The 22449-nt window shown below is 31.8% G+C and carries 22 protein-coding genes, 1 other RNA gene and 1 other annotated feature; all 23 genes read left to right on the plus strand.

The window, feature by feature from the left end; genetic code table 11:
• The first annotated feature begins 28 nt into the window (after window positions 1–28).
• The 23 genes from HMPREF2930_RS02820 (at window position 29) to ssrS (ending at window position 22387) form a co-directional block, all read left to right on the plus strand.
• Window positions 29–499, plus strand: a complete 471-nt coding sequence (locus tag HMPREF2930_RS02820; RefSeq protein WP_017176152.1) for a DUF4930 family protein — start codon at window positions 29–31, stop codon at window positions 497–499.
• Window positions 500–579: 80 nt separating this feature from the next.
• Window positions 580–708, plus strand: a complete 129-nt coding sequence (locus HMPREF2930_RS11740; protein ID WP_017176153.1) for a hypothetical protein — start codon at window positions 580–582, stop codon at window positions 706–708.
• A 168-nt stretch (window positions 709–876) separates the two neighbouring features.
• Window positions 877–1710 carry a rod shape-determining protein MreC gene (mreC, locus tag HMPREF2930_RS02825; RefSeq protein WP_017176154.1) on the plus strand — a complete coding sequence of 278 codons (834 nt, stop codon included), beginning with the start codon at window positions 877–879 and terminating at the stop codon, window positions 1708–1710.
• Window positions 1710–2210, plus strand: a complete 501-nt coding sequence (gene mreD / locus HMPREF2930_RS02830) for a rod shape-determining protein MreD (protein ID WP_017176155.1) — start codon at window positions 1710–1712, stop codon at window positions 2208–2210. The genes mreC and mreD overlap by 1 nt, the downstream gene beginning before the upstream one ends.
• A 54-nt stretch (window positions 2211–2264) precedes the next feature.
• Window positions 2265–2348: a sequence feature (ribosomal protein L21 leader region), on the plus strand.
• Window positions 2349–2361: 13 nt separating this feature from the next.
• On the plus strand, window positions 2362–2670 hold the full coding sequence (gene rplU / locus HMPREF2930_RS02835; protein WP_002448968.1) for a 50S ribosomal protein L21: 309 nt from the start codon (window positions 2362–2364) through the stop codon (window positions 2668–2670).
• Window positions 2671–2672: 2 nt separating this feature from the next.
• A complete protein-coding gene (locus HMPREF2930_RS02840) occupies window positions 2673–2993 on the plus strand; it encodes a ribosomal-processing cysteine protease Prp (protein WP_017176156.1) in 321 nt (106 codons plus the stop codon).
• Between the two features lie 11 nt (window positions 2994–3004).
• Window positions 3005–3289: a 50S ribosomal protein L27 gene (gene rpmA, locus HMPREF2930_RS02845; RefSeq protein WP_002449010.1), complete on the plus strand. Its 285-nt coding sequence runs from the start codon at window positions 3005–3007 to the stop codon at window positions 3287–3289.
• Window positions 3290–3432: 143 nt separating this feature from the next.
• Window positions 3433–4725, plus strand: coding sequence for a GTPase ObgE (gene obgE, locus HMPREF2930_RS02850; RefSeq protein WP_017176157.1), 1293 nt, complete (start codon window positions 3433–3435; stop codon window positions 4723–4725).
• 12 nt (window positions 4726–4737) lie between these two features.
• A complete protein-coding gene (locus tag HMPREF2930_RS02855; protein ID WP_017176158.1) occupies window positions 4738–5193 on the plus strand; it encodes an ACT domain-containing protein in 456 nt (151 codons plus the stop codon).
• Window positions 5194–5204: 11 nt separating this feature from the next.
• Window positions 5205–5810, plus strand: a complete 606-nt coding sequence (gene ruvA, locus HMPREF2930_RS02860; RefSeq protein WP_017176159.1) for a Holliday junction branch migration protein RuvA — start codon at window positions 5205–5207, stop codon at window positions 5808–5810.
• A 29-nt stretch (window positions 5811–5839) separates the two neighbouring features.
• Window positions 5840–6835 carry a Holliday junction branch migration DNA helicase RuvB gene (gene ruvB / locus HMPREF2930_RS02865; protein ID WP_017176160.1) on the plus strand — a complete coding sequence of 332 codons (996 nt, stop codon included), beginning with the start codon at window positions 5840–5842 and terminating at the stop codon, window positions 6833–6835.
• Between the two features lie 9 nt (window positions 6836–6844).
• Window positions 6845–7870 carry a tRNA preQ1(34) S-adenosylmethionine ribosyltransferase-isomerase QueA gene (gene queA, locus HMPREF2930_RS02870; RefSeq protein ID WP_017176161.1) on the plus strand — a complete coding sequence of 342 codons (1026 nt, stop codon included), beginning with the start codon at window positions 6845–6847 and terminating at the stop codon, window positions 7868–7870.
• A 19-nt stretch (window positions 7871–7889) separates the two neighbouring features.
• The gene (gene tgt, locus HMPREF2930_RS02875; protein WP_017176162.1) at window positions 7890–9029 is read left to right on the plus strand and encodes a tRNA guanosine(34) transglycosylase Tgt; all 1140 of its coding nucleotides are present in this window, start codon (window positions 7890–7892) and stop codon (window positions 9027–9029) included.
• A 16-nt stretch (window positions 9030–9045) separates the two neighbouring features.
• A complete protein-coding gene (gene yajC, locus HMPREF2930_RS02880; protein ID WP_002448938.1) occupies window positions 9046–9306 on the plus strand; it encodes a preprotein translocase subunit YajC in 261 nt (86 codons plus the stop codon).
• Window positions 9307–9501: 195 nt separating this feature from the next.
• Window positions 9502–11787: a protein translocase subunit SecDF gene (gene secDF, locus HMPREF2930_RS02885; RefSeq protein WP_017176163.1), complete on the plus strand. Its 2286-nt coding sequence runs from the start codon at window positions 9502–9504 to the stop codon at window positions 11785–11787.
• A 125-nt stretch (window positions 11788–11912) separates the two neighbouring features.
• On the plus strand, window positions 11913–14186 hold the full coding sequence (gene recJ / locus HMPREF2930_RS02890; RefSeq protein WP_017176164.1) for a single-stranded-DNA-specific exonuclease RecJ: 2274 nt from the start codon (window positions 11913–11915) through the stop codon (window positions 14184–14186).
• Between the two features lie 21 nt (window positions 14187–14207).
• Entirely contained in the window at window positions 14208–14726 is a 519-nt protein-coding gene (locus HMPREF2930_RS02895; RefSeq protein WP_017176165.1) for an adenine phosphoribosyltransferase, read from the plus strand.
• Window positions 14727–15059: 333 nt separating this feature from the next.
• On the plus strand, window positions 15060–17249 hold the full coding sequence (locus tag HMPREF2930_RS02900) for a RelA/SpoT family protein (protein WP_017176166.1): 2190 nt from the start codon (window positions 15060–15062) through the stop codon (window positions 17247–17249).
• Between the two features lie 15 nt (window positions 17250–17264).
• Entirely contained in the window at window positions 17265–17717 is a 453-nt protein-coding gene (dtd, locus tag HMPREF2930_RS02905; protein WP_017176167.1) for a D-aminoacyl-tRNA deacylase, read from the plus strand.
• Window positions 17714–18589 carry an N-acetylmuramoyl-L-alanine amidase family protein gene (locus tag HMPREF2930_RS02910; protein ID WP_017176168.1) on the plus strand — a complete coding sequence of 292 codons (876 nt, stop codon included), beginning with the start codon at window positions 17714–17716 and terminating at the stop codon, window positions 18587–18589. Before dtd ends, HMPREF2930_RS02910 begins: the two co-directional genes overlap by 4 nt.
• Window positions 18590–18940: 351 nt before the next feature.
• A complete protein-coding gene (gene hisS, locus HMPREF2930_RS02915; RefSeq protein WP_017176169.1) occupies window positions 18941–20218 on the plus strand; it encodes a histidine--tRNA ligase in 1278 nt (425 codons plus the stop codon).
• Window positions 20218–21984, plus strand: coding sequence for an aspartate--tRNA ligase (aspS, locus tag HMPREF2930_RS02920; RefSeq protein WP_017176170.1), 1767 nt, complete (start codon window positions 20218–20220; stop codon window positions 21982–21984). The genes hisS and aspS overlap by 1 nt, the downstream gene beginning before the upstream one ends.
• A gap of 212 nt (window positions 21985–22196) precedes the next feature.
• Window positions 22197–22387, plus strand: a non-coding RNA gene (gene ssrS / locus HMPREF2930_RS02925) — 6S RNA.
• Window positions 22388–22449 lie beyond the last annotated feature (62 nt).

Here is a 22449-nt window from a genome sequence, read left to right on the forward strand (position 1 = left end):
ATTTAGATTTAAAATTGGAGGGATTTTATTGCGAATGGTTTTTAGTATTTTTAAAAATATAGTAGCAGTTATTGCAATCCTTAGTATTGTTTATTTTGCATTAAAATATGCCCCGTTTTTAAGAGAACAGGACTGGAATCCTATGAATCAACCTCCCAATAACCAATTCGAGCTCTTGCCAAGTAATCAAACATCAACACCAGTGCCTACTAATGGAAAAAGTTATACTATAGAAGAAAATCATTTACTTCAGAATATTCCTGCTAGTCAAACAAAAAATGTGTTTAAATTTATAGATAAAAAAGAATTTATGGAAGTTTCAGGTATAGTTAGAATGGGATATAATGATAATTACATTGTAGGGCAAAGAGATAATGAATTTATCATCTATAAATTCGGAAGTGATACGATTAAAGTCTTTAGTACGGAAATTGAAATGGAACAGGAATTAAATCGCCTAGGACAATCAATCACTTTAAAACCTCAGAATGAGTATTAAAAAATATAATTTGAAAAAAATAAATAAATGCGTTAATGTCTAAAATAGATACAATAATCTTTTGAAGGTTGGTGTAATGTATGTCTGAACAATCTAAAGAAAAACAGGCAAATGAACAAGCAAAAGCACAAAATTTATTTTCTAAATGGAGAAAAGACGAAACGCTCTATGAAGAAGATAAAAAAGATAAGCCGAATAAAGAATCGTAAAATTAAATAAGATGACATTTGATAGGAGCAAGTACTAGAATTCAATGAAGATTCTAACTTGTTCCTTTTTTTCTTTGAAGATAATATTTAATATTATTCTTTATTTCAATCCTAGAGTAATATAAAATAGAATATAATAATTTAAAATAAATAGTAGAGGTGTTATGAGTGTTAAATTTTTTTAAAAATAACAAGTTAATTGTTGTTTTTTGTGCAATAATTATTTTTATTGCATTGATTGGTTTGTCCATTCGTTCACAAACTCAATCACCTCCTGAGCAATATGTGGGGGACTCAGTGTCATTTGGTCAGAGAGTAATTAGTTACCCTGTCAATTTTGTGACTGGAGCTATAGGTAACTTCTTTCAATCTAACAAATCAAATCATAATGAAGTTAATCAATTAAAAGCAAAAAACGAAGCATTAGAAGCGGAAAATAAAAACTTAAAAAAAGAACTTGATATGACTGATGCTTCAAAATACGATGCAATTTCAGGTGCCATCATAGCACGTAATCCAGATCAATGGATGAATACTGTGATTATTGATAAAGGTAAAAAAGCTGGTGTAAGCAATAATATGGCAGTGTTTACTAGTGATGGTTTAATTGGAAGAGTAACTAGAGTGAATCAATTTTCTTCTCAAGTTGATTTACTTTCAACGAATACAAGAGCTGGAAAACTATCAGTCAATATTCAACATCATTCTAAAAATGTTTTTGGATTAATTGATCACTATGATAATAAAACTCAGGAATTAATTATTAGTAATATCAATAATAAGGATAAAATTTCAAAAGGTGACAAAGTAGTAACAAGTGGATTAGCCGATCAATTGCCAAGTGATTTATACATAGGAGAAGTGACGAAGGTAGAAAATGATGAATATGGTTTAGCAAAAGAAGTGAGGGTGAAAACGGGAGCAAATTTATCAGATATTCAACATGTATACATAGCGAAAAAAAGTAATAACACGGATTTCAATGAAAGAGAGACTCGATAATGAAAGCGTTCGTTTATATAATGATCGGTATCATCGTTTTTTATCTTGATACACTTATTGGTTTGGTTATTCCTTTTCATATAGGCAACCTAACATTTATCTTAGTTCCTCATTTAACTCTAATGTATTTATTACTTTTATCAATTTATAGACCATTTATGGTCACATTATTACTAAGCATTTTTTTAGGTATGATAACTGATATCTACTTTGGCAGTGTATATGGTTTATATTTGTTTGGTTATATATTCTTAATAACAATATTTAATAAGTTCTTGAAGATTTTTTACCGAGACTATATTATGGTATATTGGTTCAGTATCATTGGTGTAATGATTCTTGAAATATTTGTAGCAATTATATATTCTGTTATTAGCTATGTAGAATTTGATTTACTAAACTTTATATTACTACGTATTATCCCAACACTTATATTAAATATTATTTTATTAATTATTTTGATGCCTATATTCTTTAAATTCTTTAAAAAGCCAATATAATAGATTGACATTGAATATAAGTAATGGTAAGATGCAATAGTTGAGTAGTTTTATAGCTACATACAACCGCTCAAATACAGGTTTAAGCGTTAAAATGTTATATTTTATCACCTGTATATGGCGTGACTTATAATTATAGGAGGTGCAAGGTATGTTTGCTATTATCGAAACAGGCGGTAAACAAATTAAAGTAGAAGAAGGTCAAGAGATCTTCGTTGAAAAATTAGATGTTAATGAAGGTGATTCATTCACATTTGATAAAGTATTATTTGTAGGTGGAGATTCAGTTAAAGTTGGTGCTCCAACTGTTGAAGGAGCTACAGTAACTGCTACTGTGAACAAACAAGGTCGCGGTAAAAAAATTACTGTTTTCACTTACAAACGTCGTAAAGATTCAAAACGTAAAAAAGGTCATCGTCAGCCTTATACTAAATTAACAATTGATAAAATCAACGCTTAATTATGATTACTGTTGATATTTCAATTAATGATGAAGGTAAAGTAACAGACGTCATCATGGATGGCCATGCTAATCATGGTGATTATGGCTATGATATTGTTTGTGCAGGGGCTTCAGCTGTTCTTTTTGGAAGTGTGAATGCTATTTTAAGTTTAACTTCTGAAAATCCGGATATTGATTATGATGATGACGGTGGTCATTTTCACATTAGATCAGTAGACACTAACAATGAGCAAGCACAATTAATTCTTCAAGCAATGCTTGTGTCTTTACAAACGATTGAAGATGAATATAATGAAAATATAAGATTAAATTATAAGTGAGGTGTATCCCGATGTTAAAATTAAACTTACAATTCTTCGCATCTAAAAAAGGGGTAAGTTCTACAAAAAACGGTCGTGACTCAGAATCAAAACGTTTAGGTGCTAAACGTGCAGACGGTCAATTCGTAACAGGTGGCTCAATTTTATATCGTCAACGCGGTACTAAAATTTATGCTGGTGAAAATGTAGGTCGTGGTGGCGATGATACATTATTCGCTAAAATCGACGGCGTTGTTCGTTTCGAACGTAAAGGTCGCGACAAAAAACAAGTTTCTGTATATGCAGTAGCTGAATAATTTTTGTCTAATTAACACCAGAAGTGAAGACTTCTGGTGTTTTATTTTTGTTTAAAAATGATTATAATAGAATCTAACGTTTTAGAGTTAATGATATAATATTAGCGATGAATTAATAAAATATATAAAAAGAGGTGAGATATATGTTTGTCGATCAAGTAAAAATATCTCTAAAAGCAGGCGATGGAGGTAATGGTATTACTGCTTATCGTAGGGAAAAATATGTACCATTTGGTGGCCCTGCTGGTGGCGATGGAGGTAAAGGTGCTTCAGTCATTTTTGAAGTTGATGAAGGTTTAAGAACACTTTTAGACTTTAGATTTCAACGTCATTTTAAGGCTAAAAAAGGTGAAAATGGTCAAAGTAGTAATATGCATGGTAAAAATGCGGAAGACTTAGTTTTAAAAGTGCCTCCTGGTACCATTATTAAAAGTGTAGAAACTGAAGAAGTTTTAGCAGATTTAGTTGAAGAAGGTCAACGTGCAGTTATTGCTCATGGAGGTCGTGGAGGTCGTGGAAATTCACGTTTTGCAACCCCTCGAAATCCAGCTCCAGACTTTAGTGAAAATGGAGAACCTGGAGAAGAACTAGATGTTACCTTAGAATTAAAGCTACTTGCTGATGTGGGACTCGTTGGATTCCCAAGTGTAGGGAAATCAACATTGTTATCTATTGTATCTAAGGCAAAACCTAAAATTGGAGCTTATCATTTTACAACAATTAAACCAAATTTAGGTGTGGTTTCAACACCTGATCATAGAAGTTTTGTGATGGCGGATTTACCAGGTTTAATTGAAGGAGCTTCAGAAGGAGTCGGTTTAGGTCATCAATTTTTACGTCATGTTGAAAGAACAAAAGTTATTGTTCATATGATAGATATGAGTGGTTCTGAAGGAAGAAATCCACTTGAAGATTATCAAATCATCAATAATGAACTGATAAATTATAAACAAAGATTAGAAGATAGACCTCAAATTATAGTGGCAAATAAAATGGATATACCGGAATCAAACGATAACCTAGAATTATTTAAAAAAGAAATTGATGAAGATGTAACTATTGTTCCAGTTTCTACAATTACAAGAGATAATATTGATCAATTACTATATACAATTGCTGATAAATTAGAAGAAGTAAAAGATATTGATTTTAGTGTAGAAGAAGACGAAGATGCAGGTGTTAATCGCGTATTATATAAACATACACCATCTCAAGATAAATTTACGATTACAAGAGATGATGATGGTGCCTATGTAGTAAGCGGTAATGCAATCGAACGCATGTTTAAAATGACAGACTTTAATAGTGATCCAGCAGTAAGACGTTTTGCACGTCAAATGCGCTCTATGGGTATTGATGATGCATTAAGAGAACGTGGATGTAGTAATGGTGATATTGTTAGAATACTTGGGGGAGAATTTGAATTCGTCGAATAGGAGGGCTTTTTAGTGGACAGCAAAGATTATAAAAAGTTTTATTTAATACGTGAAGACGTTTTACCAGAATCAGTGGTTAAAACGCTTAAAATTAAAGACGCTTTAAAAAATGATGCCACACTGTCCATTTATGAAGCAGTTAAGCAGTTTAATCTATCAAGAAGTGCTTTTTATAAATATAGAGATACTATTTTTCCTGTAGATGAAAAGATTTTTGAACACCGTGAATTCACCTTAATTCTCTATGTTAATGATATAGTAGGAATGCTTGCTCAAGTATTACAAACTATTTCAAAATTAGCGTTATCCGTTTTAACTATTCATCAAAGTGTTCCAATGGAAGAAAAAGCAACGATTACACTCTCTTTGAGTGCAAAAGATCAATCATTATCAATAGAAAAGGTCATGGGCACTTTGAGAAATATTCAACATGTTTATAAAGTTGAATTAATTAGTATGAGTATGTAAGGAAGGTATCTATGTACGCTTATATAAAAGGACATTTATCTCAATTGTTTCCAACACATATTGTTGTAGAAACGTCTAATGGTATCGGTTATGAAATTCAAACTCCAAATTCATATCGATTTCAAAAATATTTAAATCAAGAATGTAAAGTCTTTACTTCACTGATTGTAAGAGAAGACGCACAATTATTATATGGTTTTATTAGCGAAGAAGAAAAAGAGATGTTCTTAAGCTTAATAAAAGTTACAGGTATAGGCCCTAAATCAGCTTTAGCTATTCTAGCAACAAGTACACCTAACGAAGTTAAACGTGCAATTGAAAATGAAAATGATACTTATCTAACTAAATTTCCTGGTATAGGTAAAAAGACTGCACGACAAATTGTATTAGATTTAAAAGGTAAAGTTAAGATTACAGAAGAGACTAGTGAGACCTTATTACAGGTTGAGGGACAAGTTGAAGAAAATGACAATATAATTAAGGAAGCGTTATTAGCGCTTGCAGCTTTAGGATACTCTAAGAGAGAGCTTTCTAAAGTTGAGAAAGTGCTTAATAAAACATCCATCCACTCTGTTGATGAAGCAGTTAAGATTGGTTTAAAAACGCTTATATCTTAATATTATGAACGATAACTGGGGGGATAAATATGGATGATAGAATGGTAGATCAATCATTACACAATGAAGAATCTTCTTTTGAATTCTCACTCAGACCAACTAAATTAAAACAATATATTGGGCAATCATCAATAAAGAATAATTTAGAAGTTTTTATAAAAGCGGCTAAACTAAGGGATGAGCCATTAGATCATGTATTACTTTTTGGTCCTCCAGGATTAGGTAAAACAACACTTTCAAATATTATTGCTAATGAAATGGAAGTCAATATAAGAACTGTATCTGGTCCATCATTAGAGCGACCCGGAGATTTAGCGGCAATTTTATCAGGTTTACAGCCTGGAGATGTTTTATTTATTGATGAAATCCATCGCTTAAGTAGTGTAGTAGAAGAAGTTTTATACTCTGCTATGGAAGATTTTTTCTTAGATATTATTATCGGTAAAGGTGATGAAGCACGTAGTATACGTATTGATTTACCACCTTTTACTCTAGTAGGCGCGACAACACGTGCTGGAAGTCTAACAGGCCCTTTAAGAGATCGATTTGGTGTTCATTTAAGATTAGAGTACTATTCGGAATCAGATTTAAAAGAAATCATTATTCGAACTGCTGAAGTATTAGGTACAAAAATTGATGATGAAAGTGCAGTTGAGCTTGCTAAGCGTTCAAGAGGAACACCTCGTGTTGCAAATCGACTACTAAAAAGAGTAAGAGATTTTCAACAAGTAAATGAAGATGAACAAATTTATATCGAAACAACAAAGCAAGCTCTAAACTTATTACAAGTGGATGATGAAGGCTTAGATTACATTGATCATAAAATGATGAATTGTATTATTAATCAATATAATGGAGGTCCTGTGGGACTGGATACGATAGCAGTGTCAATTGGAGAAGAACGTATTACAATCGAAGATGTCTATGAACCCTTTTTAATACAAAAAGGATTTATAGAACGAACACCAAGAGGTAGAAAAGCGACACCATTTGCCTATGAACATTTCAAAAAAATTAAAGAATGAGGGAATAATATGAACGTTGAGGAGTTTGATTATCATTTACCTGAATCATTGATTGCTCAGACACCTTTAAAAAATAGAGATCAAAGTAGATTACTTGTGCTAGGTAGAAAGACCGGAAATATTGCACATAAACACTTTACAGATATTATGGATTATTTTGAACCTGGAGATACATTAGTATTAAATGATACACGTGTTATGCCAGCACGTTTATTCGGTTTAAAAGAAGAAACAGGTGCAAAGGTAGAAATGTTAATGCTTACTAGAATAGAGGACAATGACTGGGAAGTATTATTAAAACCAGCAAAACGTATTAAAGTAGGTAATACTTTATCATTTGGTAACGGCAAAATCATTGCTGAATGTATAAAAGAATTAGAACAAGGTGGGCGCATTATGCGTTTACATTATGAAGGTATTTTAGAAGAACGCTTAGATGAGTTAGGTGAAATGCCTTTACCACCTTATATTAAAGAACGTTTAGATGATCCGGATAGATATCAAACTGTGTATGCTAAAGAAAATGGTTCCGCTGCAGCGCCTACTGCAGGGTTACATTTTACAGATGAGCTTTTACAGAAAATAAAAGACAAAGGTGTCAATATTGCATTTATTACACTACATGTTGGCCTAGGTACCTTTAGACCAGTAAGTGTGGAGGATATTGATGATCATGAAATGCATAGTGAGTACTATCAAATGACTAAAGAAACGGCAGATATGCTGAATAAAACTAAAGAAAATGGGCATAGAATTATTTCTGTAGGTACGACGTCTACTAGAACGTTAGAAACAATTCGTCGTGATCATGAACAATTTGTCGCTACAAGTGGTTGGACAGATATATTTATTTATCCAGGGTTTGAATATAAAGCAATTGATGGGTTAATTACTAATTTTCATTTACCCAAATCAACATTAGTGATGTTAGTCTCTGCTTTTAGTAGTCGTGAATACATTTTGAATGCTTATAAAGAAGCGGTAAAACTTAAATATAGATTCTTTAGTTTTGGAGATGCAATGTTAATAATTTAATGAATGAGAGGTACAGATTATGCCAGCAGTAACTTATGAGCACATTAAAACATGTAAGCAATCAGGTGCACGTTTAGGGATTGTTCATACACCCCATGGCTCATTTGAAACACCCATGTTTATGCCAGTAGGTACGAAAGCAACAGTTAAAACAATGAGTCCAGAAGAGTTAAGACAAATTGAAGCTAGAATTATATTAGGAAATACGTATCATTTGTGGTTACAACCTGGAAATGATATTATCAAACAAGCTGGGGGCTTACATAAGTTCATGAATTGGGATGGCCCTATTCTTACAGATTCTGGTGGTTTCCAAGTGTTTAGTTTGAGTAATCTTAGAAAAATATCAGAAGAGGGTGTCGAATTTAGACATCATACAAATGGCTCTAAGTTGTTTTTAAGTCCAGAAAAATCAATGCAAATTCAAAATGACTTAGGTTCAGATATTATGATGGCATTTGATGAGTGTCCGCCTATGCCTGCCGAATATAAATACGTAAAAGATTCAATTGAACGTACAACAAGATGGGCTAAACGATGTCTTGAAGCACATCAACGTCCAGAGGACCAAGCATTATTTGGTATTATACAAGGTGGAGAGTACAAAGACTTAAGAGAACAAAGTGCTAAAGAACTTGTATCATTGGATTTTCCTGGATATGCTATTGGTGGTTTATCTGTAGGTGAACCAAAACCAGTGATGTACGATATGGTTGAACATACGGTTCAATTTATGCCAGAAGACAAACCAAGATACTTAATGGGAGTAGGATCACCTGATGCATTAATAGAATGTAGCATTCGCGGTATGGATATGTTTGATTGTGTGTTGCCAACACGCATAGCTAGAAATGGAACATGCATGACATCTCAAGGACGATTGGTTATAAAAAATGCTAAATATGCAGATGATTTTAGTCCTATAGATGCGAATTGTGATTGCTATACTTGTAAGAATTATACACGTGCATATATTAGACATCTAATTAAAGCAGAGGAAACGTTTGGTATCCGTCTTACTACTATTCATAATTTACATTTTCTGCTAAAATTAATGGAAGATATTAGACAGGCCATTCGAGAAGATCGTTTATTAGATTTTAAAGAAGAATTTTTCGAACAATATGGGCTAAATGTAGAGAACCCTAAAAACTTTTAATAAGGAGAACAATATAATGAATGTTTCAGCATTAATCTTGCCTATAATTTTAATTATAGTATTTTATTTCTTTTTAATTAGACCGCAACAAAAACGTGCGAAAGAACATCGTGAAATGATTAGTCGTATCGAAGCAGGTCAAAAAATTACAACTATTGGTGGAATCAAAGGAACTGTTAAAGCTGTGGATGAAACAGCAGTTGTAATCACAGTAAATGGTCATGGTACTGAAATGACATTTGAAAAACCTGCGATTAAACAAGTTGACCCATCATAAATTATAATAACAAGACATTCCAGACAACAAATTGTCGTGGAATGTTTTTTTATTAACTAGCTATCGTGATTACACTAATAAAAAGGTTATGTTAAGATAGATAAGTCTTGTCACATAGATGTAATCTTTAATTCACTTGCACATGGTTTATTAAAAGATTATTCTAATTACATAATTAAATAATGAGGTGTTCATGTGAAAAAAACAAGTAGAATAATTGCATTCATACTCATTGTAGCGCTACTATTTGTAGGTATGGGCTTTACATATAAGAATGTAGTTAAGAATGTAAATCTAGGTTTGGATTTACAAGGTGGTTTTGAAGTATTATATCAAGTTAAACCACTTGGCGGTGATGGTAAAATCGATGATAAGGCTTTACAATCTACTGCTCAAACTTTAGAAAATCGTGTTAATGTATTAGGCGTATCTGAGCCTCATATTCAAGTTGAAGACCCTGATAGAATTAGGGTACAGCTCGCAGGGGTAAAAAATCCTGATGAAGCTCGGAAAATTTTGTCTTCACAAGCAAATCTGACTATACGTGATGCTAATGATCATGTTAAATTAACAGGTAAAGATATTGTACAAGGTTCTGCAAAACAAGAATTTAAACAAGGTACAAACGAACCTGCAGTCACTTTTAAATTAAAAGACCGCGCGAAATTTAAAAAAGTTACAGAAGAAATTTCTAAAAAACAAGAAAACATGATGGTAGTGTGGTTAGATTATAAAAAAGGTGATAGCTATCATAAAGAGTTGGATAAACCTGAAGATAAACGGAAATACGTTTCAGCCGCTTCGGTGGATCAACCTATTAATTCAGACAGTGTAGAAATTTCAGGTGGCTTCCAGGGTCAACAAGGCGTAGAACGTGCTAAGCAAATTGCAGAATTGTTAAATGCAGGTTCATTACCAGTTGATTTAAAAGAAGTTTATTCTAATTCTGTAGGTGCACAATTTGGTCAAGATGCATTAGATAAAACAATCTTTGCATCAATGATTGGTGTTGCAATTATCTATTTATTTATGGTAGGTTTTTACAGATTACCAGGTATTGTGGCAGTGATTGCTTTAACAGTATATGTTTATTTAACATTAGTAGCATTTAACTTTATTTCAGGTGTACTTACATTACCAGGTTTAGCTGCCTTAGTATTAGGTGTAGGTATGGCTGTAGATGCAAATATCATCATGTATGAACGGATTAAAGATGAACTTAGAGTAGGACGAACGCTTAAACAGGCTTATTCTAAAGCAAATAAAAGTTCTTTCTTAACGATTTTTGATTCAAACTTAACAACTGTTATAGCAGCAGCAGTGTTATTCTTCTTTGGTCAAAGTTCAGTTAAAGGATTTGCTACGATGTTATTATTAGGTATTTTAATGATATTCATCACAGCTGTCTTTTTATCAAGAGGACTATTATCACTTTTAGTTTCTTCTAATTACTTTAAGAAGAAATATTGGATGTTTGGTGTAAATAAAAATAATCGCCATGATATCAATGAAGGTGTAGATGTTCATGACTTAAAAACAGCTTTTGAAAAATGGAATTTTGTTAAATTAGCAAAACCATTAATTGGAGTAAGTATTTTAATTTTAGTAATTGGTATAATTATTCTAAGTATATTTAAACTTAACTTAGGTATTGATTTCTCAGCTGGTACAAGAGTAGATCTTGATTCTGATACGAAGTTATCTCAAACTAAAGTTGAACGTACGATAAAAGATGTTGGTTTGACACCTGATCAAATTCAAATTAATGGTAATGATAATAAACAAGCAACAGTTCAATTTAAAAATGATTTATCTAAAGATGAAACTTTGAAACTTAATAAAGTTATTAATGATCAATATGGTCATAAACCGACAGTGAACACAGTTTCTCCAATGATTGGTCAAGAGTTAGCTAAAAATGCAATGAAAGCATTAATTTATGCAGCTATTGGGATTATTATCTATGTTTCATTAAGATTCGAATGGAGAATGGGGCTTTCTGCTGTCTTAGCATTACTTCATGATGTATTTATTATCGTTGCTTTATTCAGTTTATTAAGACTTGAAGTAGATATTACGTTTATCGCTGCAATCTTAACGATTGTAGGTTATTCAATAAATGATACAATTGTTACTTTCGACCGTGTAAGAGAAAATCTTCATAAAATCAAAGTAATAACAGATCCTCATCAAATTGATGATATTGTTAACCGATCTATTAGACAAACAATGACTCGTTCTATTAATACAGTTCTTACAGTCGTTGTAGTAGTTATCGCCATACTTATCTTTGGTGCATCAAGTCTGTTTAACTTCTCATTAGCATTACTTATTGGATTATTATCTGGTGTATTCTCTTCTATCTTTATTGCAGTTCCACTATGGAGCATCATGAAGAAACATCAGTTGAAAAAATCTGAGAACGGTAAGCTTGTAGTTTATAAAGAGAAAAAATCAAATGATGAAAAAATCTTAGTATAATTAAATACATGATATAAAATTAGTGGAAGAAACAAAAGAATTCTAATTGAATTCAGTGTTTCTTCCTCTTTTTATTTATTCTTTTTTTAGGTATAATTGCTTGTGGAAAAAGGAAGGATAACTTTATGATTCAATCTAAATATAAATGGCTTTATGAAGCACCTAAACAAGATATATCGTCTGAGATTATTAAGGAATTTAATTTATCTTCTATTGTAAGAAAGATTTTAGAAAGTAAATCGATTACACAGTATGATGAGATAAATACATTAATTAATGGTACAAATAAAAAGCATGATTCATGGCTAATGAGTGATATGCGAAAAGCTGTTGATCGAATTAATTTAGCGATTGATAAACATGAAAGAATATTAGTGTATGGAGATTATGATGCTGATGGCGTAACATCTACAACGATATTAGTTCAAACACTGCAAAAATTGGGCGCTGAAGTCGGTTGGTATATTCCTAATCGATTTAGCGAAGGTTATGGTCCAAATAAATATGCCTTTCAAAATGCTTACGATGAAGGCGTATCACTTATTATTACAGTTGATAATGGAATACAAGGTCATGAAGAAATTGAAATGGTACAAGCATTGGGAGTCGATGTAATTGTTACAGACCATCATGAAATAGGCCGTACATTACCAAAAGCATATGCCATTATTCATCCTATGCATCCAGAATTTGAATATCCATTTAAATATTTATGTGGAGCTGGTGTCGCATACAAATTATCGCAATGTTTAATAGATCATCCTCCAGAATATTTCATAGCGCTTGCAACTATTGGGACGATTGCAGATTTAGTGTCACTGACTGATGAAAACAGAACGATTGTTCAAGAAGGTCTTAAATATTTAAATCAATCCTGTCCATTTCAAATTCAATCATTATTAAATCAAGCAGGATTTAATGATGAAATAGATGAAGAAACAATTGGTTTCATTATTGGACCTCGTTTAAATGCGGTAGGTAGATTAGAAGATGCGTCATTAGCAGCGGAATTACTGATGGCAGAAGATTCTGAAGAGGCGAATTTTTTAGCTGAACAAGTAGAAGCTTTTAACATTGAACGTAAAGATATTGTCGCTCAAATAACAGAAGAAGCACTATTGATGGCTAATGAAAAAGTTGAAAATGGCGACAAATTTTTACTTTTAGCTAAAGAAGGATGGCATGAGGGAGTATTAGGTATTGTGGCTTCAAAAATTGTAGAAACTTATGCTTTACCCACTCTTATTTTAAATATAGATTTAGAACAACATCATGCAAAAGGTTCAGCTAGAAGTATTGAACAAGTGTCTATGTTCGAAATTTTAAGTGCACATCAAGACTTGATATCTAAATTTGGTGGTCATCATATGGCAGCTGGAATGACGATGGAGATTGATAATATTGATGCATTATCAAAAGGATTAAATGAATGGATGGTTCAGCTTTCTAAACATACTTCTTTAGAACCAACAAAATATATTACGACTAAACTTTCAGAAGATGACATTACTGTATCAAATATTCATGATATTAAAATACTGAAACCGTTTGGTACTGATTTTGAAAAACCTTTATTTGAATTGGATGATACAGAAGTTAATGACGTTAAAGCGATTGGAAAAGATAAAAATCATTTAAAATTAGTAACTGGTCAAGCTAAATTACAACATTTATTTTGGAAAAATGGTGATTTAATGACACAAATAGAATTAGGCCAACCTGTCAATATCATAGGACATTTACAAATAAATGAGTGGAATAACAATCAGACACCTCAAATGATTATACAAGATTTAGCGACTCAAAATGAGCAAATATTAGATTATAGAAGTAAACGTAAACAACTTAATATTGATACGTCATCTAATAATGTTGCTTTTGTCATTCATTCTAAAAAAGAGAAGTTAGGTGAGAATTATTTCCACTACGGTGAAACAATTGATTCATCATATAATACGATTGTGTTTCGTGATTTACCAACTGATTTAGATAGTGTTACACAATCTCTAAAACATTTAGAATACTCACAACTCTATTTAGTATTACACCATCAACATTCAATTTATTTTGAGGGGTTACCGAGTGCTCATCTATTTAAACAAAGTTATAGGGCACTATTTACTAAGAAAGAAATGAACTTAGAAAAAGAAGGGTTACAATTATGTCAATACTTAAATATTAAGCCAAATACTTTAAAGTTTATTTTAAAAGTATTTCTTGACCTAAGTTTTATTTACGAAGAAAATGGTATAATTAAAATAAATGATAATCCAAGTAAACAATCTATTGAGTCGAGTCAAGTTTATAAATCGAGACAGTCAAGAATTGAAGTTGAAAAATTAATGCTTTATGATGACTTTTCACATCTTAAGAATTGGATTAAAGCTCAAAAAGCGTAACGCATAGGAGGAAATTTTTAAATGGATTTAAAGCAATACGTATCTGAAGTACAAGACTGGCCTAAACCAGGTGTTAGTTTCAAAGATATTACAACTATTATGGACAATGGTGAAGCATACGGTTATGCAACTGATCAAATTGTAAAGTATGCAAAAGATTGTAACGTTGATATTGTAGTAGGCCCTGAAGCAAGAGGATTTATTATTGGCTGTCCAGTTGCGTACTCAATGGGAATTGGATTTGCACCTGTAAGAAAAGAAGGAAAATTACCACGTGAAGTTATTCGCTATGAATACGACTTGGAATATGGGACAAATGTTTTAACAATGCATAAAGATGCAATTAAACCAGGACAACGTGTTTTAATCACTGATGATTTATTAGCGACAGGTGGAACAATCGAAGCGGCTATTAAATTAGTAGAAGAATTAGGTGGTATTGTTGTTGGAATAGCTTTTATTATTGAATTAAAATATTTAAATGGTATGGAAAAAATTAAAGACTATGATGTCATGAGTTTAATTTCTTACGATGAATAGTCATTAATTTAGTAACTAGATTAATATATATTAAAGCGAGTGTAGGAATTCAGATTGAATACTATCTCGCTTTTTTTATTATCGTTGCATCATCATTAATCTAATCACATTTATTTATTTAAAAACTTGTAGTATTATATAACTATTATTTAAACCAAAGTTAATCTTTTAGAGATTTTAATACTTTTGTTAAAATTACATTAATACTCACGCATCTTTAATTAATAGGAGTGGTACTCGGATTAATTAAGTAATGAAAAGAAATTTCTTGATTTTCAATGATTCGGTTATCGGTAGAGTATTTGAAATATTAAAAAGTCGGGGTGTCATATATTGAATAACGAGTATCCATATAGTGCTGATGAAGTACTAAATAAAGCTAAATCCTATTTATCAGCAGATGATTATCAATATGTTTTAAAAAGTTATCATATTGCTTATGAAGCACATCAAGGACAGTTTCGAAAAAATGGGCTACCTTATATCATGCATCCAATTCAAGTAGCAGGTATATTAACAGAAATGCGCTTAGATGGACCAACAATTGTAGCTGGCTTTTTACATGATGTGATAGAGGATACACCATATACATTTGAAGACGTAAAGAATATGTTTAATGAAGAAATTGCACGAATTGTAGATGGTGTAACTAAGTTAAAAAAAGTTAAATACCGTTCTAAAGAGGAACAACAAGCTGAAAATCATAGAAAGTTATTTATTGCGATAGCTAAGGATGTTCGTGTCATATTAGTTAAATTAGCTGACCGCTTACATAATATGAGAACGTTAAAAGCAATGGCTAGAGAAAAACAAATTCGTATTTCAAAAGAAACATTAGAAATCTATGCACCTTTAGCGCATCGTCTAGGTATTAATACCATTAAATGGGAATTGGAAGATATTGCGTTACGTTATATTGATAGTGTACAGTATTTTAGAATTGTTAATTTAATGAAGAAAAAACGTAGTGAACGTGAAGCATATATTCAAAATGCTATGGATAAAATTCAAACTGAAATGAATAAAATGAATATCCAAGGTGAAATAAGCGGTCGCCCTAAACATATTTACAGTATTTATCGTAAGATGGTAAAACAAAAAAAACAATTTGATCAAATATTTGATTTATTAGCTATACGAGTGATTGTGAATTCAATTAATGATTGTTATGCTATTTTAGGCTTGGTTCATACATTATGGAAACCGATGCCAGGTCGTTTTAAAGATTATATCGCTATGCCAAAGCAAAATATGTATCAATCATTACACACTACTGTTGTTGGACCTAATGGTGATCCTTTAGAGATTCAAATTCGAACATTTGAAATGCACGAAATTGCTGAGCATGGGGTGGCAGCGCATTGGGCATATAAAGAAGGGAAAACAATAAATTCTAAAACACAAGATTTCCAAAATAAACTTAACTGGTTAAAAGAACTTGCAGAAACTGACCATACATCTTCAGATGCACAAGAATTTATGGAATCACTTAAATATGATTTACAAAGTGATAAAGTATATGCGTTTACGCCTGCAAGTGATGTGATTGAATTACCTTATGGCGCAGTCCCTATTGATTTTGCTTATGCCATCCATAGCGAAGTGGGTAATAAAATGATTGGCGCAAAAGTCAATGGTAAAATTGTGCCTATTGATTATATGCTTAAGACAGGCGATATTATTGAAATTCGCACAAGTAAACATTCATATGGTCCAAGTAGAGATTGGTTGAAAATTGTTAAATCATCTGGAGCAAAAAGTAAGATAAAAAGTTTCTTTAAAAAGCAAGATCGTTCTTCTAATATAGAAAAAGGTAAATTTATGGTAGAAGCGGAAATTAAAGAACAAGGTTATCGAGTTGATGAGATTCTAACAGAAAAAAATATTGAAGTCGTTAACGAAAAATATCATTTTGCCAATGATGACGATTTATATGCTGCAGTAGGTTTTGGTGGTGTTACTGCTTTACAAGTAGTGAATAAATTAACGGAAAGACAGCGTATACAAGATAAACAAAAAGCATTAAATGAAGCACAAGAAGTCATTAAAACGTCACCAATTAAAGAAGATATCATTACTGATAGTGGGGTTTATGTCGAAGGATTAGAGAATGTTTTAATCAAATTATCTAAATGTTGTAATCCAATTCCTGGTGATGATATTGTTGGATATATCACTAAAGGACATGGTATTAAAGTTCATAGATCAGATTGCCCAAATATTAAAAATGAAAACGAGAGATTAATTAATGTCGAATGGGTTAAATCAAAAGATTCAACACAACGTTATCAAGTAGATTTAGAAGTCAATGCATATGATCGAAATGGGTTACTCAATGAAGTGATTCAAGCCGTAAATTCAACCGTAGGAAGTATTATTAAAATGAATGCACGATCTGATATTGACAAAAATGCAATCATTACAATTAGTGTTATGGTTAAAAATGTAAATGATGTATTTCGTGTAGTTGAAAAACTTAAACAATTGAGTGATATTTATACAGTTTCTAGAGTATGGAATTAAAAGAGGTGCTAAGATATGAAAATAGTTGTACAAAGAGTAAAACGAGCATCTGTCACTAATAAATTTATTTATAACCAAATTGAAAAAGGTTATTGTTTATTAGTAGGTGTTGGGAAAAATTCGACGGAATCTGATATAGAAGTATTAGCGAAGAAAATTGTTAATGCACGTTTGTTTGAAGATGATAACGGAAAATTAAATTTAAATATTCAACAAATTAATGGTGCGATTTTATCTATTTCTCAATTTACACTTTATGCAGAAGTTAAAAAAGGTAATAGACCAGGTTTCTCACAATCCATGCGACCTGAAGATGCCAAAATATTATACGATAAGTTTAACTCTGAACTTCAAAAGTATGATATTGATGTTCAAACTGGTGAATTTGGGACAGATATGGAAGTAGAAATTATTAATGATGGTCCCGTAACGATTATATATGAAAGTCAGGATGGCAAAGTAATATGAATAAATTAGATACATGGTTAACCAAACATGATCTAAAAAATATGTTGACGTTAGTAGTAGTGTTATTATTTATTCTTTTTATAATATTATTATTTTTGTTTATGAATCATAATGATCAAGATAGTAATAGACTAACAATAACAGAAGATGCTGAAATAAGAACAGGACCTAATGCAGGATATCCGGTGATATATAAAGTTGAAAAAGGAGATAGTTTTAAAAAATTAAAGACGTCAGGAAAATGGATTGAAGTCCAAAATGCTAAAGGAGATGAAAAAGGATGGGTTGCTGGTTGGCATACGAGTTTGAATATTAAAGCTGATGTCAGTAAACAGGAAAATCCTTTTAAGAATAAAACTGTGGTGCTTGATCCTGGTCATGGAGGGAGTGATCAGGGAGCCTCAAGTTCCACGGCTCTTAAATCTCTCGAAAAAAACTATACTTTGAAAACAGCACTTGAATTAAAACGTGCATTAGAAAAAGCAGGAGCGCATGTTAAATTGACGAGAACAGATGATAGTTATGTAAGCTTAGATAATAGAAAAGCGACAGGTGATGTATTTATAAGTATTCATAATGATTCATTAGATAGTCATAATGCTAATGGCGCTACTGTATATTGGTATCAAAATAGTCAAGAAACATTAGCAGAAGTATTAAATGCGAATATTCAAAAAAAGTCATTACTTTCTAATCGTGGTGTGCGTCAACAAAATTATCAAGTTTTAAGACAAACGAATAAACCAGCTGTGTTACTTGAATTGGGCTATATAAGTAATCCTACCGATGAAAAAATGATTAGAAATCAATTACATAGACAGGTTGTAGAAGAAGCGGTTGTAGATGGATTAAAACAATATTTTGCTTCATAATACTTGCAAACTTTTCCTAAAATCGGTATCATAATCAGTGAACTTTATAAATAATACCGTTTGTATTCTTGAAAAGACTAATGAAATAGTGAACAATCATATTGATTGTGAAGAGAAGTAATCCTAGGCTGAAAGATTACACTAGTACATTGGTATCTTTGAACACAAGAAAAGGTGCTTTGATAAAATAAAGCCGGTTTGCGTACGTTACACGTGATGAGTGGAGAATATTTTTATTCTCAATTAGGGTGGCAACACGGCATATCGTCCCTTATATAGCATGAAGCTATATAAGGGACTTTTTTATTAAAGAAATTTAATAGTTAACAACAATTTAGAAGGAGTGATTGTATGATTAAGATTCCTAGAGGAACGCAAGATATTTTACCTCAAGAGTCTGCAAAATGGCGATATATTGAAAATAAATTAGATGAATTAATGAAATTATACAATTATAAAGAAATACGTACACCAATATTTGAAAGTACTGACTTATTTGCAAGAGGTGTAGGAGATTCTACTGATGTCGTTCAAAAAGAGATGTATACGTTTAAAGACAAAGGCGATAGAAGTATCACTTTAAGACCTGAAGGAACTGCAGCAGTCGTGCGATCATATATTGAAAATAAAATGCAAGGTGAACCTAATCAACCTATTAAGCTTTACTATAACGGACCAATGTTTAGATACGAACGAAAACAAAAAGGACGTTATCGACAATTTAATCAATTTGGTGTAGAAGCAATAGGAGCAGAAAATCCAAGTATTGATGCAGAAGTATTAGCAATGGTAATGCATATATATGAATCATTTGGTTTAAAACATTTAAAGTTAGTGATTAATAGTATAGGAGATCAAGCATCTCGTAAAGAATATAACGAAGCATTAATTAAGCATTTTGAACCTGTCATTGATACATTCTGTAATGATTGTCAATCACGTTTGCATACAAATCCAATGAGAATCTTAGATTGTAAGGTTGATAGAGACAAAGAAGCAGTGAAACATGCTCCAAGAATTACAGATTACTTAAATGATGAATCAAAGGCATATTATGAAGCAGTTAAACATCATTTAGATCAACTAGGTATCAATTATGTTGAAGATCCTAATTTAGTGCGTGGACTTGATTATTATACTCATACGGCATTTGAACTCATGATGGATAATCCAAATTATGACGGTGCTATTACTACACTATGTGGGGGAGGTCGTTATAATGGACTTCTTGAGTTATTAGATGGTCCTAAGCAAACAGGAATAGGTTTTGCCCTTAGTATTGAACGATTACTTCTTGCACTTGAAGAAGAAGACATAGAATTGAATGTGGATGAAGATTTCGATTTATTTGTCGTAACGATGGGTGAAAAAGCAGAAGAATATAGCGTGAAACTTTTAAATGATTTAAGAAAACATGGCGTGAAAGCTGATAAAGATTACTTAAATCGAAAAATTAAGGGACAAATGAAACAAGCTGATCGTTTAAATGCTAAATATACGATTGTAATAGGTGACCAAGAGCTAGACAATAATAAAATTGATGTTAAAGAAATGTCTACTGGTGAAACAAAAACAATTCAATTAGATGAAGTAGTTAGTTTCTTTAATAAAGAAAAGGAGAATAAATAATGGGTAAAAGAACAACATATTGTGGTTTAGTAACTGAAGAATTATTAGGTCAGAAAGTAACACTAAAAGGTTGGGTTCATAACCGACGCGATTTAGGTGGCCTTATTTTTGTTGATTTACGTGATAGAGAGGGAATTGTACAAATTGTATTTAATCCAGATTTTTCAAAAGAAGCTCTATCTATTGCTGAAACTGTAAGATCAGAATATGTAGTCGAAGTTGAAGGTTCAGTAACTAAAAGAGACCCAGAAACAGTTAATCCAAAAATTAAAACGGGTCAAGTAGAAGTTCAAGTATCTAATATTCGTATAATTAATAAATCAGCGACGCCTCCATTTTCAATTAATGAAGAAAATCAAAGTGTTGATGAAAATATTCGTCTTAAATATCGCTATTTAGATTTAAGACGACCAGAATTAGCTCAAACATTTAAAATGAGACATCAAACGACTCGATCAATTCGTCAATACCTTGATAATAATGGTTTCTTTGATATTGAAACACCCGTATTAACAAAATCTACACCAGAAGGTGCGAGGGACTATTTAGTGCCATCTCGTGTACATGAAGGCGAATTTTACGCTTTACCACAATCACCACAGTTATTTAAACAATTATTGATGATTAGTGGTTTTGATAAATACTATCAAATTGTAAAATGTTTCCGTGATGAGGATTTACGTGCTGATCGTCAACCTGAATTCACACAAGTAGATATCGAAATGAGTTTTGTTGATCAAGAAGATATTATTCAAATGGGCGAGGAAATGCTTTCTAAAGTTGTAAAAGATGTAAAAGGTATTGATATTCAAACACCATTCCCTCGTATGACATATGATGAAGCAATGAAACGATATGGTTCTGATAAACCAGATACACGTTTTGGTATGGAATTGCAAGATGTGTCCCAATTAGGAAAAGAAATGGATTTCAAAGTGTTTAAAGATACTGTAGAACACGGCGGAGAAGTTAAAGCAATCGTTGCTGAAGGTGCTGCAGATAACTATACACGTAAAGATATGGATGGATTAACAGAATTTGTAAATATCTATGGTGCTAAGGGTCTAGCTTGGGTGAAAGTTGTAGATGAAGGCTTAAGTGGTCCGATAGCAAGATTCTTTGAAGAAGAGAATGTTAACACATTAAAAGAATTAACAGGTGCTAAACCTGGAGATTTAGTAATGTTTGTTGCAGATAAGCCAAATGTTGTTGCACAAAGTTTAGGTGCACTTCGAATTAAAATTGCAAAAGAATTAAAATTAATTGATGAATCAAAATTAAACTTCTTATGGGTAACAGATTGGCCTTTATTAGAATATGATGAAGATGCTAAACGTTATGTTGCTGCGCATCATCCGTTTACATCACCTAAAGAAGAAGATATTGCTAAACTAGATTCTGAACCTGAAAAAGTTCAAGCAAATGCTTATGACGTTGTATTAAATGGATACGAATTAGGCGGTGGATCAATCAGAATATCTGATGGAGAATTACAAGAAAAAATGTTTGAAGTTTTAGGATTTACTAAAGAACAAGCTAGAGAGCAATTTGGTTTCTTATTAGATGCCTTTAAATACGGCGCACCACCACATGGAGGCATCGCTTTAGGTCTAGATAGACTAGTTATGTTACTCACAAATAGAACTAATTTACGTGATACTATCGCTTTCCCTAAAACTGCTTCTGCAACTTGCTTATTAACGGATGCACCAAGTGAAGTATCAGATAAACAATTAGAAGAATTATCATTAAGAATTCGTCATTAATCTTCATTTTTAAAATAGAATAATTTAGTGCTAAATTGGGACGGGAATTGAGTTTCTGTTCCAATTTTTATATACACTAACTTAAATTTTAAATAACAATAATTATATTATGTAAACTTATATATTTAAAAATATTTTAAAAATAAACATCCTCATACAATATTTAAGGATTTATTTAATAAGCTCTTTATGATAAAATATGTCTATAAGATAGTCATCTGTGTTGTTCGTATGTTTGCTTTTTATTTGGGCCTAACACTTTTTGATCAGGGAGCCCAATAGGTTTTCTTGCAGCGCACACGCCTCATTTGGAGGACTTGCAAAACAAGAAACAGGGCACCCACCTGTATATAGCAGGCCGAATGATCAAGCTTTTTATAACTACGGCAACTACGGACTCTATCGGTACGTAAGGCTTTAGGCCTTACGTATTTTTTTTTGCTTTTTTCTGTTAATATAGTATTA

Origin of the sequence: Staphylococcus sp. HMSC068C09 (assembly GCF_001813735.1) — a bacterium.
GTDB classification, from domain to species: domain Bacteria; phylum Bacillota; class Bacilli; order Staphylococcales; family Staphylococcaceae; genus Staphylococcus; species Staphylococcus hominis.

Bases quoted from the DNA above. Each gene is read 5' to 3' on its own strand.
- HMPREF2930_RS11740 (WP_017176153.1), top strand. From the start codon at position 580: ATGTCTGAACAATCTAAAGAAAAACAGGCAAATGAACAAGCAAAAGCA.
- mreD (WP_017176155.1), top strand. From the start codon at position 1,710: ATGAAAGCGTTCGTTTATATAATGATCGGTATCATCGTTTTTTATCTT.
- rplU (WP_002448968.1), top strand. From the start codon at position 2,362: ATGTTTGCTATTATCGAAACAGGCGGTAAACAAATTAAAGTAGAAGAA.
- HMPREF2930_RS02840 (WP_017176156.1), top strand. From the start codon at position 2,673: ATGATTACTGTTGATATTTCAATTAATGATGAAGGTAAAGTAACAGAC.
- rpmA (WP_002449010.1), top strand. From the start codon at position 3,005: ATGTTAAAATTAAACTTACAATTCTTCGCATCTAAAAAAGGGGTAAGT.
- obgE (WP_017176157.1), top strand. From the start codon at position 3,433: ATGTTTGTCGATCAAGTAAAAATATCTCTAAAAGCAGGCGATGGAGGT.
- ruvA (WP_017176159.1), top strand. From the start codon at position 5,205: ATGTACGCTTATATAAAAGGACATTTATCTCAATTGTTTCCAACACAT.
- ruvB (WP_017176160.1), top strand. From the start codon at position 5,840: ATGGATGATAGAATGGTAGATCAATCATTACACAATGAAGAATCTTCT.
- queA (WP_017176161.1), top strand. From the start codon at position 6,845: ATGAACGTTGAGGAGTTTGATTATCATTTACCTGAATCATTGATTGCT.
- tgt (WP_017176162.1), top strand. From the start codon at position 7,890: ATGCCAGCAGTAACTTATGAGCACATTAAAACATGTAAGCAATCAGGT.
- yajC (WP_002448938.1), top strand. From the start codon at position 9,046: ATGAATGTTTCAGCATTAATCTTGCCTATAATTTTAATTATAGTATTT.
- recJ (WP_017176164.1), top strand. From the start codon at position 11,913: ATGATTCAATCTAAATATAAATGGCTTTATGAAGCACCTAAACAAGAT.
- HMPREF2930_RS02895 (WP_017176165.1), top strand. From the start codon at position 14,208: ATGGATTTAAAGCAATACGTATCTGAAGTACAAGACTGGCCTAAACCA.
- dtd (WP_017176167.1), top strand. From the start codon at position 17,265: ATGAAAATAGTTGTACAAAGAGTAAAACGAGCATCTGTCACTAATAAA.
- HMPREF2930_RS02910 (WP_017176168.1), top strand. From the start codon at position 17,714: ATGAATAAATTAGATACATGGTTAACCAAACATGATCTAAAAAATATG.
- hisS (WP_017176169.1), top strand. From the start codon at position 18,941: ATGATTAAGATTCCTAGAGGAACGCAAGATATTTTACCTCAAGAGTCT.
- aspS (WP_017176170.1), top strand. From the start codon at position 20,218: ATGGGTAAAAGAACAACATATTGTGGTTTAGTAACTGAAGAATTATTA.